The sequence below is a fragment of the Rhizobium sullae genome (assembly GCF_900169785.1).
Taxonomy (GTDB): Bacteria; Pseudomonadota; Alphaproteobacteria; order Rhizobiales; family Rhizobiaceae; genus Rhizobium; species Rhizobium sullae.
In genome coordinates this window covers 29,850-43,972 of sequence record NZ_FWER01000023.1, presented here as the reverse complement: position 1 = coordinate 43,972, position 14,123 = coordinate 29,850, and the positions used below count along the sequence as shown (strand labels likewise).

Genomic DNA, 14,123 nt, shown 5'->3' with positions numbered 1-14,123 from the left:
GGTCGGACAAGACCGATATGCTGACAATCGCCGCCCTCCCACATCGGCGCCAATGCCCTAAGGTCATGATCGGGCCACGGCAACGAAAAGGAATTGCCCTTGCCTGTTGATGCGAAGCAGGAGGGGCCTATTCTGCTGACGGGACTTCGTCCACTGCTCTTCGACATCAGATGGTTGGGTGACGTTCTGGTCGTTGGCCGAAACGATGACGTCGCCCTGCTGTAGACCATTGTCTGCAGCGGGGCTATCTGGCGCGACTTCTTGCACAAAAACTCCCGTGCTGTCTGGCTGGAGTCCGAGTTGCGGACGCGCCTCTTCCGGGATCGGACTAAGCGATAGTCCAAGACGATCTCCCGATTCCGGAACTGGCGCGACTGCGCTCGTTCGGATCTCGTCATCGTTGCGCTGGCCAATGGTTAAGGCGACTTCCTGCGTGGAGCCGCCGCGGTTGCTTGTCAGCGTCACTTTTGTTCCGGGTTTTTGGTTCGTAACCGCAAGCGTGAGGTCGTGGGCGCTCCGGATATCCTTGTCGTTGAAACGCGTGATCACGTCACCTGATCTTATGCCTGCCTGTTCGGCGGGGCTGCCGGGGTCGACAGAGGCAATCAGCGCGCCCTTGCTACCCGGCATTCCCAGCGCCTCGGCAATCACTGGCGTGATCTCCTGGAGCCGCACGCCGATAAAGCCACGCTCGATCCGGCCCGTCCGGATCAACTGATCGACGACGGTCCGCGCCGTACGCGATGGCACCGCAAAACCAATGCCGATGCTGCCGCCCGATTGCGAGACGATCGCGGTGTTGACGCCGATCACTTCGCCCCGCGTGTTGAAGAGGGGACCACCGGAATTGCCCTGGTTGATTGAGGCGTCCGTCTGTAGAAAATCATCGTAAGGGCCGGCTTGGATGTCGCGCGACCTGGCCGAGAGAACGCCGACCGTGACGGTTCCACCGAGCCCGAAAGGGCTGCCGATCGCGATGGTCCACGCGCCAGGTTGGACGGCGTCCGAATCACCCCACACAGTCGCTGTCATATCGGGCCGCGGATCGACTTTCAGCACCGCGATGTCGGTTGCCGGATCACGGCCGACGAGCCTGGCACACGAAGTCTCCTTATCAGTGAACACGACATGGATTTCACTCGCATCGGCAACGACATGGTTGTTGGTGACGATGTATCCATCGGCATTGATCACAAAGCCGGAGCCAAGGGCCTCTCGCACCTGGGGCTGGACCTCTCCCAGCTCACGGCTATCGAAAGGGCTGAAGAAGTTGCGGGATGTCGTCTGGTCCTCAATGAACTGTCGGGTCGTTACTGCGACGACCGCCGGTATCTTCTGCCGCGCGATGGCGGTGAAATCGTTCGGGGCTTCCTTGGCCGTGACTGGAACAACACTGCCGGCTGAAAGCATCAAAATGCCAGCGACCAAGCCAGCAGATAGCTGATTCCTCGAATCCGGAAGCATCGTTTTGTGACTCCTGTTCCAGCTAAAGTCTCTCTGGCTTGTTCGGACCGCACGATGCGCATGGCTTCGAACCCGGCACCATTGACCCGAAAGGCTCCGAACCCGGCGGGACGGACCCAGCAATTCGGAGACGGGGTACCTGACTTGGTCCGTCACCTCGCGGAGTCTACTGTCGGTTAGCGGGGCGACGAGGCGGCATTCTCTCGGTGATATCCGTAACCGCATCCATTAAGAAATGTTCCCTGATGAGATTGCAGGCATGCAGCGGAGCGTTCTCTGAACCGGTTCGCCCCGATCTCAATTTGGGGCCGGGCCAGCTTTCTCGGGGCGTCCGAGTGGACGACCTTGGAGTGCGCGCGCCTGCCTCGATTTTATCGTACCTTCAGCCTCTGATGCGGTTTAAAGGGCTGAGACAATCCAGTCGGGCCGGGAACGAAGGCTACGACCCACCAGATACTCCGCCTCGTACCGCACTTTGGAGATCGCATAGCAACTGGGTTTCGAAATGACACTTGGGCGAATGTCTCGCCCAAGTTCCCTGCATTCATTTACGCACAGATGACGTTACGGATTCAATCACCTCTGCCGCCATCTTGAATTCCTTCTTTCGGTTGGCGATACCGTGGCGTCGGGCGATCCAGTCGAAATCGCTGTAGGCGACAATCACCGAGCCGTCTTTTGCCTGATAGACGAGAACGCGCACTGGCCAATCCAGGCCCGAGGTCGGGTTGGCGGTGATGAAGGTGGTGCCCAATGCGGGATTTCCGAACAGGATCAGGCGGGACGGCCGGACTTTGTTGCCCGCGGCATTGCCGAGCTCGGCTTGATCGATGTCGTCGAACAGCATGATGCCCTTCTCGACGACATCGGCTTTGATTCTCCGGACGGTTTCGCTGACGGAGTACCGGCTCTTGAGCGTGACCACGCCGTCACGTTGGCCAGCCTGTGCGATTCTGGTGGGGGTCACGCCAAGCGCGACCGACATTAGCACAGTGAAGGCGAGTAATAGACTGGTAAACCTGCCCATTTTTTCATTCCTTTGTTTGGTGGAGGTGGTTACGTTGGAATTGTCGCAGGCGATGTTCGAGATGGATAATGCCGTTCGATGTATGTTTCGATGACCCAGGATTATCGCTGGGACGGAACGGGCGCTGAACCGATGGGAAAGGCGAGCACGATGGCGGCAAACAGCGCCGCAACAAGCACGCCGACGCAGGCTGGCCAGCCGACGTGATCGTAGACCTGGCCAAGTGCGAGGCTGCCCGCGAGACCGCCGGTGTAATAGGACGCGAGATAGATCCCGCTGGCGCCTGCCTTGTCGGTGACGGCACGTCGTCCCACCAATCCGGTGGTGATCGCTTGGGCCAGAAATGTGCCAACTGCGACGAGCGCAAGACCGGCCAACACCAAGGGCAGGCTGACACTCAGGAGTGCCGCGAGGCCGACAACCGCAAGCCCGAGCGTCGAGATGATCCCGAGCTTTGCACCGACGCGGCCCGAGAGATTGCCCGCCAAAGGCGTCGTCAGCATCGACGGCAGGAAGACCAGGTAGACAAGGCTCAGAGTCATCGGCGACAAGCCGAGGGCCACAAGCTGGAAATTCACATAGGTGAACGTGCCGATGAAGGTGAACAGAATCAGGAAGCCGATCGCGAAGGCGCGGCGGAGTTCCGTGTCGGCGAAATGATAGGTCCAACGGCGCATGTTGAACGAGCCGTCCTCGCTGGTTTGCATCATTTTCGAGGTCTTCTTGAGCGCCAACCAGACGAGAAGCGCGCCGGCAAGATTGAGGGCCGCGAAGGTGAGGAAGTTGATTTCGAGCCCTCCGAGACCGGCCACGGCGGCGGACACAATGCGGCCGAAAAAATTGCTTGCGACATTGCCCGTGACATAGGCCGCCAGCGCGCCGCTTGCCTGAGCAGGCGAGAAGTGCTCGGAGAGATAGGCCATGGTCAGTGTGAAGGCGACCGACATGCAGAGGCCTTGGACGACGCGAAGTGTGGCGAAAATTGAGAGATCGTCGGTGAACGCTAGCGCCGCCGTCGGAATCGACAGAAGCGCGAGGCTGATCCAGATGCCGTTGCGCCGATCGATCCTGCGGCCGAAAAAGGCGACTCCGAGCCCCGCGACGGCCATACCGAACGTGCTGGCGTTGACGGCGAATCCCATGGCGGCGCGACTGACCTCGAATTTCGCGACGAGCGCGGGCAGGATCGCCTGGGCGGCAAAGAGATCGACCAGTGTCAGGAAGGCGATCAGCGCGATGACGGCGAAGCGCGCGCTATCGGTAGCAGTAGAGCCGAAGCTCGTGCGTGGCGGATTAAGGACATGCTCTATGCCCGACATGGCGATAGCTCCAACGGTTGGGTGATTTTGTGCGGCATCTCCGGCCTGACGGATCCGGAGATGCCCGTCAGCGAGCCTTGAAAGCTCACATGGATTCGTTTTTGTGCTGTTCGGATGTCAGGATGTCGGCGGAGTACAGAACAGCCGGCTCGCCGCCATTGTTCTTCCACCAATGCGACAGGGCGCCGAATTCGGCCGTCACGTCGCCCGCCTTGTGCTCGATCGGCACCTTGCAGGTGCTGCGGTATTCGGTGATCGAGCCGGAAACGATCAAGATGTTGGCCGGGCGGGTCTCATGCGAGTGCCACGGCACGACGCCGCCGGGCTGCACGACGAGCTTGCGCATGCGCAGCGCGCTGTTTTTCCAGGCATCGCCCTTCGGCGAGAGGTCGATCGAAGAGACGATGTCGTCGGTGACATCCTTCGGCATCATTTCGCCCGGCTGCATTCCGTTCTCGGCGACCTGGTCGGCGGGGCATTCGCCGGCATAGGCATGGCCGGTCGGAATGACGGTGAAGGATGCGAGGGCAAGAACGGTGGCGAGCGTCAAGCGCTTGGCATTGAGTTTGAGTTTCATTGAAGTTCTCCTTGTTGCGCTCGGATGAAATATTCATGCCGGGCATGACAGGGAGCATGGAGAAGCCTATCGCGGATGAGAAATGCCGCCTCATTCTCGATTCCATAGCCTGAAGCTATCGTGAAACGCGAGGCGTGCAGAGGCGCCTGATAGTCGGTGCGCAGGTGACGGAAATGTCTTGCCGAAGACTTAATGCGGGCGGTTTTGCGGCATTGCCCAGCCGTAGGATTTTACGGCGCCGACGAACGTCGAGACAGCAGGAGAGAACCGGCGGCCGGCCACAGTGACGAGGCAGACTTCGCGCGTGACGTCCGGCTCGGCGACTGGCCGAACCTGCAGACCTGGCACCACAGCGCTATATTCCGGAATGAAGCAGATTCCCAATCCGCCGGCGACGAGATTCTGGATCCAGTCCTCGCGTTCGCTCGAATAGGAGACGACGGTGTGGACACCCTGGGCGTCACAGAGATCCGTGAGGTAGTCCCAATACTCGCAGTTGACGCGGCGGAGATAAATCTCGCCATCGATCGCTGCTATCGGGATCGCATCATACTGGCTAAGGCGGTGTCCCGCCGGAAACGCCAGCATAAACCGCTCCCGGAAAAGTGGTGTCACGTCGAAACGCTCCGGAAAGTTATCGGCGCTCGACATGATTGCGACGTCAAGTTCGCCTTGCTCCAGCAGTTCGGATAGCTTGGCCGGAATTCCCTCCATGAGCTGGAGCTGGATTCCTTTGTGGCGCATATTGAAATCAGTCAGCAGACCCGTGAAGCGACGCGGGCCTATCGTACACATGATCCCTACTTTCAGATTGGCCTCATTGAGGCACAGAAATCGCGACGCCTCCATTTTGACTCCTGAGAGCTCTTCCTGAACCTGCTGAAAGCGTGGGCGCAGGAGATTGCCGAGATCCGTGATGTGTGTAAGGTTGCGCTCGCGGCGGAAAAGCAGGCCTCCCACCTCGTCCTCGAGCTGCTGGATCGCGCGGCTTAAGGCGGGCTGCGTGACATTGCACTTCTGTGCCGCGCGCGTGAAATTGCGCGTTTCGCAAACGGCCAGAAAATACCGGATGTGATGGATATCCATATCCGCTCCCCAAGATACTCAGATGGATGCCAATGCATCTACTCTGGTCCCGAGCACCATCTTCTTCCAATGCCATAGACTTATCAATTCCATGAGAGAGCGGCATTTCTCTTATGACCGTGAGCACGCCATTCTGAACCGGTAGCCGCGCATCGGCGCCGAAAAAGATGGAGAATGTGATGCTCAACGTGCTTGATACCGAAGCCTTGGCTGGCCGCAAGATGCTCGAGGGCCGCACGGCGATCGTGACGGGCTCCACCAGTGGCATCGGCCTCGGCATTGCCCATGCACTGGCAAGGGCGGGCGCTTCGGTCATGCTCAATGGTTTTGGCAATCCGGTCGAGATCGAGACCCAGCGCGCCGAGATGGCCGAGACCAACGATGTCGATGTCGCCTACGACAGCGCCGACATGTCGAAGCGCGATGCGATTCTGACGATGGTGGAACGCGCGCGAGCCCGGTTCGGGCAGGTCGATATCGTCATCAACAACGCCGGCATCCAGCACGTTTCTCCCATTGGCGAATTTCCGCTGGAAAAGTGGGACGCGATCATGGCGATCAACCTTTCTGCCGCCTTTCATCTGGTGCAGGCTACGTTCGACGGCATGTGCGAGCGTGGCTATGGCCGCATCATCAATGTCGCGTCGGCCCACGGGCTTATCGCCTCGCCCTTCAAATCGGCCTATGTGGCTGCCAAGCACGGCCTGGTGGGCTTCACGAAGTCGATTGCGCTGGAAGGTGCCGAGTTCGGCGTGACGTCGAATGCGATTTGCCCCGGCTACGTCTGGACGCCACTCGTCGAGCAGCAGATCGATGCCCAGGCGAAATCGCACAACATTGCCCGAGACGCCGTGATCCGGGACGTGTTCCTGAAGAATCAGCCAACCAAGCGCTTCGCCACCGTCGAAGAGATGGGCGCTCTCAGCGTCTTTCTCTGCTGCGATCTCGCGAGTTCCATCACCGGCACGGCCATTCCGGTCGACGGCGGCTGGACGGCACATTGACAATGCCAATCAGAGCAAATCGGGGAGAGACTTCCATGAACAACCACGCAGACGTCACGACAATGACCGCCGACAGTGCCGCCGTCGCCTCCTGCGAGCGTGGGCCTCGAATGATCAACTTGGCGCTCCAGGGCGGCGGCGCGCATGGCGCTTTCACCTGGGGCGTTCTCGACCGCCTGCTCGATGAGTCCAACCTGTCCTTCGAAGGCATCGTTGCGACGAGCGCTGGCGCGATGAATGCCGCGGTTCTGGCTTACGGCCTTGCAGAGGGCGGGCGAAGCGGTGCGCAGACGGCGCTCGCCGGCTTCTGGCGACGTGTCAGCCATGCGGCAGCATCCGGCCCGCTGCAACCGTCGATCTTCGACCGGATTACCGGATCGCGCGCGCTCGAATTTTCGCCCGCCTTCATGATGTTCGACATGGTGACGCGCCTGATGTCGCCCTACCAGTTCAATCCGTTCAACTACAACCCGCTGCGGCAGGTGCTGGAACAGTCGATCGACATGGATGCGATCCGGATGGCGCGCTGTCCGGTCAAGCTGAATATCTGCGCCACCAATGTGCGGACCGGCAAGGTCAAGGTATTCGGCAATGACGAGCTCTCGATCGAAGCGGTCATGGCATCAGCCTGCCTGCCCTTCCTGTTCCAGGCAGTCGAGATCGACGGGGAGTCCTACTGGGACGGCGGTTACATGGGCAATCCGGCGATCTTCCCGCTGATCTACGGCTGCGACACGCCCGATGTTTTGATCATCCACATCAATCCGATCGAGCGAGCCGAGGTGCCGCGCACGGCTCCCGAAATCCTCAATCGCATCAACGAAATCAGCTTCAATTCGTCGCTGCTGAGGGAAATGCGAGCGGTGGCGTTCGTCACCGACCTGATCGACGCCTCGCCGGAAAGGTCCGGCAATCTCAAGCGGATCTTCGTGCACGGCATCGCTGACGACGAGACGATGAAGAACCTCTCCGTGTCGAGCAAACTCAACGCCGACTGGGGTGCGCTGGTCGATCTCCGCGACCGGGGCCGAGAATGCGCCGATATGTGGCTGATCGCCAATTACCAGGACATCGGCAAACGGTCGACCGTCGATATTCGCGAACGATACCTCTAATTTTTCGGTTAGCTCCTCCCACGCTGCCGGGCCTGCTCCTCCCTCCCGGCACGCCGCCTCGCCCCNGCCGCCTCGCCCCCTCCCGCCAGAGGGGGCTTTTTTGCCTGCTCGAGGCACTGCAGGCGCATAGCGTCAGTCATCGAAACCATGCCGCAACAGCATTTCAAACATCACCGCCGATGCGGGAAAGTAACTCCAGTCAAGCCGGCAAGCGGTTTGATCGAACCTCAACCAGGAGACATTTCCATGAACTCGACCCGCATCCTCATCGGCTCCGCCCTTGCCGCCATGACCTCCATGGCTGCCTCCAGTGCCTTCGCTGGCCCTGCCGCACAGCCCGAATTCTCCTTTGAGAAGTGCTACGGCGTCGTCAAGGCCAGCCTCAACGATTGCCAGACAGCTACCCATTCCTGCGCCGGCACCTCGACGGCCGACAACCAAGGCGATGCCTGGATTTACGTGCCGGCCGGCACCTGCGCCAAGATTTCCGGCGGCGCGATCGAACCCAAGGCCTGAGGCCGTCTGAGCTTCATCCAGCCAGTATGAAGGAGTGACCAATGTCCAAGATATTTCCCAGTCTTCCAGTACCGGATGCCGCGGGCATTGGTCTGCGCTCCCGGCACATTTCCGAAATGCTCTCCCGCCGGCCCTCGGCGGGGTGGCTGGAAGTCCATGCTGAAAACTACATGGGCAATTCAGCCGCCGTCGACGCGCTCGAGAAGTTGCGCGAGACCTATCCGCTGTCGGTGCACGGCGTCGGTCTCTCGCTCGGCAGCGCTTCGGGCCTTGATCGAGATCATCTGGAACGGTTGCGTAGAGTGTGCATCCGCTTCCAGCCAGGGTTGGTTTCCGAGCATCTGGCCTGGAGCCTCGCCGACGGCGCCTATCTCAACGATCTGTTGCCGCTGCGCTACGACGAGGATGCGCTCGATATCGTCGCCGCCAATGTCGATGAGCTGCAGAACACGCTGCAGCTCCGTGTTTTCATCGAGAACCTCTCCGCCTATATCGCTTTTGCCAATTCCACGATGACGGAGGCGCAGTTCTTAGCCGAGCTCGTCAGGCGCACCGGCTGCGGCTTGCTGCTCGATGTCAACAATGTTTACGTCTCGGCCTGCAATCTCGACTTCGATGCCAAGGCCTTCATCGACGATCTCCCCGCAGACGCCATCGGCGAAATCCATCTCGCCGGACATGCGGTCAACGAGGTGGAGGGCGATATCGTGCTGATCGACGATCACGGCTCCCGCGTCCCGCCGGTCGTCTGGTCGCTCTATGCCCATGTGCTGCGCAAGATCGGCCCGCGCCCGACGCTGATCGAATGGGACACCGAGGTTCCCGCACTCGACGTGCTGCTCGGCGAAGCCATGTGGGCCGACATGATGGCGGCAACGATCAGCTTTGAGAAGCGCGGTACGCTACCAATTGCCCACCAGCCAGACCGGCGGTTCGAGCGGCTCGCACTGCCCTCGACCAGCAACCTGGCGCGCGGTGCCATGCCGGCCATCGCGGCACTGACCACGATCACGCCCTCGGTCTTCGCCAGCAACTCGGTCACGAGGAGGGCGCGCCATGCTGTCTGACTTCGCGCTTCAAAACGCTGTCGCCGCGAAGATACTCAACCGTCCCGGGCTGGATCTTGGTTCTTCTCTCGAGATTGGCAACCGTTTCGACCCGATGCGCCGCTTCAACATCTATCGCAACAATACCTTCGCATCGCTGACGGCCACGCTCGTGTCGGTGTTTCCGGTGACCCTCAGCCTGATCGGGGAAGGCTATTTCCGCCATGTCGCGGCGAGCTTCATACGTGTCGGTCCTCCGTCCGAGGCGCGGCTGGTACGCTACGGCAGCGGCCTCGCCGATTTCCTCGGCCGGCTCGACGACCTCAAGTCCATGCCTTTCATCGCCGACACCGCGCGGCTCGAATGGCTGATCGCCGAAGCGCTCGACGCAGCCGTCCTGACACCCGCGACCACGGCAGAACTCCAGCGCGGCGGCGATGACACGACGCCAGACCTTGTCCTCCAGCCGTCGCTGCGGCTGGTCTTCTGCCGCTGGCCGGCGCTCGACATCTGGTCCGCGCACCAGGCGAACGGCGACCTGGAACTACTCCGCGACATCAAACGGCAGCCTCAGCGCATTGCACTCTGGCGGAACTGCGACAGCGTCCGTTTCCTGCGCGTGAACGGTGCCCACTACGCTTTCCTGCGTGCGCTCAAGAACGGGCGTGGATTGGAGCCAGCGGTGATGAAGGCCGCAAACCGCATGCCGGACTTCGACCTCGTTGCCTCGCTCGGCGGTCTTTTCGCCGAGGGACTCGTCACCTGCGTCCGGCACCTGCCTGCAAACCTCAACTGAAGGATTGGATCGATGACCATGCTGACTCCGACATCCATGCCCGCACGAAGCGGTCTCGCCGGCCTCTATTCGCAGGCGCTCCAGTTTGCCTCATCTGTTCCGCTCTCGGCGGTGCAATTCGTGGCGCGACTTGCCGTTGCGAATGTGTTCTGGCAATCGTCCCAGAGCAAGCTCGCCTCCTGGCCGGTCACGGTTCAGCTCTTCGCCTTCGAGTATCGAGTGCCGGTGCTCGATCCCGGTGTTGCTGCCGTACTCGCGACGGCTGCCGAGTTTTCGGGTGCGATTCTGCTCTTGTTCGGGCTCTTCTCCCGTCTCGCGGCACTGATGCTGCTCGGCGTCGTCGCGACGATCCAGATCTTTGTTTATCCCGGCCATTGGGGTGAACATCTCATGTGGACCGTTCCGCTACTGCTCATTTTCGCGCGTGGTGCTGGCGTGATCTCGCTTGACCATCTCGCCAGCCGCTTCTTCTCGCGGGAGCGCTGAGCCATGCGGATCGAAACCGAGGGCGCGATGACGGGCGGTGCGCTGAACACGATCCGCCCAATGCCTGGTAGTGGCCGCCCACGCGTGGCCATTCTCGGTGCCGGCTTCGGCGGGCTTGCCGCGGCCATGGGGCTCAAGGGCGCCGACGTCGATATCACCGTCATTGACCGCCGCAACTATCACCTCTTCCAGCCGCTGCTCTACCAGGTGGCGACGGCGGGTCTTTCCCCGGCACAGGTCGCCATGCCGATCCGCCGCATCCTGTCGCGCCAGAAGAATGTGACCGTACTGATGCAACGGGTGGAGCGCATCGACAAGGCGATGCAGCTGATCCATACCGCCGAGCGCGCCATACCCTATGATTACCTGATCGTCGCCACCGGCGCCCGCCACGCCTATTTCGGTCACGAGCAATGGGCCGAAAGCGCACCAGGTCTGAAAACGATCGGCGACGCAACCGAAATCCGCGCCCGCATCCTCTCCGCCTTCGAACGCGCCGAGGTCACACAAGATGAGAAGCGTCGTGAAGCGCTGTTGACGTTTGTGATCGTTGGCGGCGGCCCCACCGGCGTCGAAATGGCGGGTGCAATCGCCGAACTCGCCCGCAAGGTCGTCGTCCGCGACTTTCGTCATATCAATGCGGCTTCGGCGCGGGTGGTGTTGATCGAAGCCGGCAATCGCATCCTGCCGACGATGCCCGCCTGTCTTTCGGCAAAGGCCCAGCGGCAGCTCGAAGGTCTTGGCGTCGAGGTGCTGCCGACCGCCGCTGTCACCCATTGCGATGCCGAAGGCGTCATGCTCGCCGATGGCCGGCAGATTCACTCGGCTTGCGTGCTTTGGGCTGCAGGTGTCATGGCCTCGAAAGCGGCCAAATGGACGGGCGCTGAGGCCGACCCCGCTGGCCGTGCCGTGGTGGATGAGCGACTCAACATTCCGGGCCATAACAATGTTTTCATTATAGGCGACACCGCCGCCGCAAAGAGGGAGGACGGCTTGCCGGTTCCGGGCATTGCGCCGGCCGCCAAGCAGATGGGCGAGCATGCCGCGCGTGCCATCCGGGCGCTCATATCAGGCAATCGCGTCGAACCGTTCCGCTATCGCCATTTCGGAAATCTTGCCACGATAGGCCGCAAGTCGGCAGTCGCCGATTTCGGACGGATCAGACTCTCCGGTTTTTCGGCTTGGCTGGTCTGGAACCTCGCCCATCTCTGGTTCCTAGTCGGCTTCCGCAATCGCCTCGTGGTTTTCATGGATTGGGGCCTGGCCTATCTCCGCTACGAGCGGAGCGCCCGCCTCATCACCGACCGCCATGAGCGCTGATTTCCTTCCACGCGTGAAGATGGGCCGTGCGGTCACCGCGCTGCTGCTGCTTGCCGTCATCTCGACGGCGGGGCTGGTCCATCTGATCTGGCAACGCACCGCGAGTGCCAATGTCGACAATGTCGTGGCGGCCCTCGATGCGCAGAGCACCGGAGCCGTCCGCAACGAGCTCGCCTCGCAACTCGCCCTGGTGTCGAGCACGGCGGAAATCGTCCGCTCCGTCTTCTTCCAGGGCGCAATCAACCCCGACGATGAGGTCAAGCGCGAATTCCTCTTCCTCTCGCTGCTGCGGGAACAGCCGGCAATCGCATGGATCGGCTTCGGCTTTCCCGACGGGTGTTTTTTCGGCTCGCATGCCGCACCGGATGGCCGGATCGAGATGATCGAAATCGGCAAGGCAGCGCCCGGCGAGCCTCGTGCGCTGCGCCGTGACCGCTACAAGCCGATCCCCGGCGACATCTTTTTCGAGGAGCGTCTCAAGACCGAGAGCGCCTATGTAACCGAGGGCTCGGCCTGGTATCGCAAGGGCAAGGACAGCACGGATCCGGCCTGGACCGTCGCCGATATTCTGCCCAGCGGCTTCGAGCCTTCGATCGTCCTTTCAAAACGTGTCGAAGCCTTCGGGCGACTTGAGGGCGTGGTCATGGTGGCCGTCAGCCTGCGGCAACTGTCACTGACGCTACAGGATCTCAAAATTCCCTCCGAGAGCAAGGTCTATGTGGTCGGAAGAGACGACGTCGTTCTCGCGACATCTGAACCATCGGATGGCGTCATGGCCGCCCATCTGGCCGATTTCCCGAAGACCGATACCCTTTCGGCCGCCGTCGCGTCGGCGCGCCAAATCAATCCCCGAACCGTCTTCCGCACCCTCCAGCAGAGTGACGTGCTCGGACCGGTCTTCGTTTCATCCAGCGCGCTGCCCTTCGAGGACTGGCGGCTGCTGACAGCCATTCCACGCTCTACCTTCGCCGGTGATATCGATGAGAACACCAAGCGCGTCCTCTTCATCGTGGCGGGGATCGCCCTGCTCGCGGCCATCACGGCTATCATCTTCGCCCGACTTCTCTTCGCCCGGCCGCTTGCTCGGCTTGCCAGACAATTGCATGCAGTCGAACGTTTTGAACTCGAAACTGTCAGCCATACGCCCACCGTGCTGGCTGAACTGAACGACTTCTCAGTGGCACTGAAACGGATGTCTTCTGGGCTGGCGGCCTTTGCCCGTTTCATGCCGCTCGATGTCGTGAGGCCGCTGATCGACGGTGGTATCGAACCCAAGCCTGGCGGCAGGCTCACCGATATCACCGTTCTCTTTGCCGACCTGCCGGGCTTCACTGAGATGACCGAGGAGCTCGGCGCCGGTGTCGAGCCGCATCTTACTCGCTTTCTCACGCTCTCAATCGCCGCCATCCATGCGCAAGGGGGCACAGTCGACAAGTTCATCGGCGACGCTGTCATGGCAATTTGGAACGCGCCGAATGGCGAGCCCGATCACGCACTTCGCGCCTGCCTCGCCGCCGAAGCTATCCGCGACGCAATGCATGCGATGCCCCCACTGGCACCCCAGCACGACACTGTGCGGGTCAGGATCGGCGTCAACAGCGGCACAGCGCTGGTCGGCAACGTCGGCTCGGCCGAGCGGCTGAGCTACACGGCGATCGGCGATGTCGTAAACCTCGCGAGCCGCCTCGTCGGCGTCGCCAAGGAGAACGGCGTAGAGATTGTGCTGAGTGGCGAGACGTTTGCGCGGACGTGCGGCAGGCTCGCGGCGCGCCCGCTCGGCGAGACTGTGGTGCGAGGCAAGGCGCAACCGGTGCCTATATTCACTATCGATGGAACTGGTCCCGAGGCGTGAGGGAGAACGCAGCATGGACAATGTATTTCCCCTCATCGGTCTGCTGATCTGGCTGCAGGTCAAACATTTCGTGGCTGACTATCTGTTGCAGCCGCGTTGGATGCTCGAGGGCAAGGGTCACGTTAGAAATCCCGGGGGTTACGCGCATGCTGCCATCCATGCCGTCGGTAGCCTCCCCGCCCTGGTATTCTTTGGGCTGGACACCAGTGCCATTCTCGGTTTGGCAGCAAGCGAATTCGCAATCCATTATACAATCGACCACGTGAAAGCCATTCTTTCCCGTCAGCATTCTGGAGGCATGACCCGCGCATTCTGGGCTGCGCACGGAGCAGATCAGCTACTGCATCACCTGACCTACGCTGGAATTCTGGCAACGGTGATATGACCAATACCAACTGCCTTTCGCAAACTGTGTCGGGGACGGCGCGAATGTCTGCTTCTACCCGCACATAAGTAGACATGGCAATAGAGACGGCAACTCGAGGATGATTGTTCCGATCCCATAAGATGCGAGA

Annotated in this window: 14 protein-coding genes; 9 read left to right on the top strand and 5 right to left on the bottom strand. The window is 61.1% G+C overall.

The features are described from left to right. Window positions 1–63: 63 nt before the first annotated feature. The 5 genes from BN1800_RS20630 to BN1800_RS20610 form a co-directional block, all read right to left on the bottom strand. Entirely contained in the window at window positions 64–1,464 is a 1,401-nt protein-coding gene (locus BN1800_RS20630) for a Do family serine endopeptidase (protein ID WP_087000632.1), read from the bottom strand. Between the two features lie 544 nt (window positions 1,465–2,008). Continuing rightward, window positions 2,009–2,449, bottom strand: coding sequence for a DUF302 domain-containing protein (locus tag BN1800_RS20625; protein ID WP_244564574.1), 441 nt, complete (start codon window positions 2,447–2,449; stop codon window positions 2,009–2,011). 143 nt (window positions 2,450–2,592) lie between these two features. After that, window positions 2,593–3,810, bottom strand: coding sequence for an MFS transporter (locus tag BN1800_RS20620; protein ID WP_087000628.1), 1,218 nt, complete (start codon window positions 3,808–3,810; stop codon window positions 2,593–2,595). Window positions 3,811–3,895: 85 nt separating this feature from the next. Then, the gene (locus BN1800_RS20615; protein ID WP_087000626.1) at window positions 3,896–4,387 is read right to left on the bottom strand and encodes a cupin domain-containing protein; all 492 of its coding nucleotides are present in this window, start codon (window positions 4,385–4,387) and stop codon (window positions 3,896–3,898) included. A gap of 189 nt (window positions 4,388–4,576) precedes the next feature. Beyond that, window positions 4,577–5,473, bottom strand: a complete 897-nt coding sequence (locus BN1800_RS20610) for a LysR family transcriptional regulator (protein ID WP_087000624.1) — start codon at window positions 5,471–5,473, stop codon at window positions 4,577–4,579. A gap of 179 nt (window positions 5,474–5,652) precedes the next feature. Here BN1800_RS20610 and BN1800_RS20605 point away from each other — a divergent pair, with 179 nt between their 5' ends. The 9 genes from BN1800_RS20605 (at window position 5,653) to BN1800_RS20565 (ending at window position 13,993) form a co-directional block, all read left to right on the top strand. After that, entirely contained in the window at window positions 5,653–6,477 is an 825-nt protein-coding gene (locus tag BN1800_RS20605; RefSeq protein ID WP_087000622.1) for a 3-hydroxybutyrate dehydrogenase, read from the top strand. A 35-nt stretch (window positions 6,478–6,512) separates the two neighbouring features. Beyond that, window positions 6,513–7,592, top strand: coding sequence for a patatin-like phospholipase family protein (locus tag BN1800_RS20600; protein ID WP_087000620.1), 1,080 nt, complete (start codon window positions 6,513–6,515; stop codon window positions 7,590–7,592). Window positions 7,593–7,838: 246 nt separating this feature from the next. Further along, window positions 7,839–8,108 carry a BufA1 family periplasmic bufferin-type metallophore gene (locus BN1800_RS20595; RefSeq protein ID WP_087000618.1) on the top strand — a complete coding sequence of 90 codons (270 nt, stop codon included), beginning with the start codon at window positions 7,839–7,841 and terminating at the stop codon, window positions 8,106–8,108. Between the two features lie 41 nt (window positions 8,109–8,149). Continuing rightward, complete coding sequence (bufB, locus tag BN1800_RS20590; protein ID WP_087000616.1) at window positions 8,150–9,175, top strand: MNIO family bufferin maturase; 1,026 nt, start codon at window positions 8,150–8,152, stop codon at window positions 9,173–9,175. Next, on the top strand, window positions 9,165–9,950 hold the full coding sequence (locus BN1800_RS20585) for an HvfC/BufC N-terminal domain-containing protein (RefSeq protein ID WP_087000614.1): 786 nt from the start codon (window positions 9,165–9,167) through the stop codon (window positions 9,948–9,950). Before bufB ends, BN1800_RS20585 begins: the two co-directional genes overlap by 11 nt. Window positions 9,951–9,962: 12 nt before the next feature. Beyond that, window positions 9,963–10,436: a DoxX family protein gene (locus BN1800_RS20580; protein WP_087000612.1), complete on the top strand. Its 474-nt coding sequence runs from the start codon at window positions 9,963–9,965 to the stop codon at window positions 10,434–10,436. A 3-nt stretch (window positions 10,437–10,439) separates the two neighbouring features. Then, window positions 10,440–11,756 (top strand): NAD(P)/FAD-dependent oxidoreductase, encoded by a 1,317-nt coding sequence (locus BN1800_RS20575; protein WP_087000610.1) that lies wholly within the window; start codon window positions 10,440–10,442, stop codon window positions 11,754–11,756. After that, window positions 11,746–13,608: an adenylate/guanylate cyclase domain-containing protein gene (locus tag BN1800_RS20570; RefSeq protein ID WP_087000608.1), complete on the top strand. Its 1,863-nt coding sequence runs from the start codon at window positions 11,746–11,748 to the stop codon at window positions 13,606–13,608. Before BN1800_RS20575 ends, BN1800_RS20570 begins: the two co-directional genes overlap by 11 nt. A 13-nt stretch (window positions 13,609–13,621) precedes the next feature. After that, window positions 13,622–13,993, top strand: coding sequence for a DUF3307 domain-containing protein (locus tag BN1800_RS20565; RefSeq protein WP_087000606.1), 372 nt, complete (start codon window positions 13,622–13,624; stop codon window positions 13,991–13,993). The last annotated feature ends 130 nt before the right edge of the window (window positions 13,994–14,123 follow it).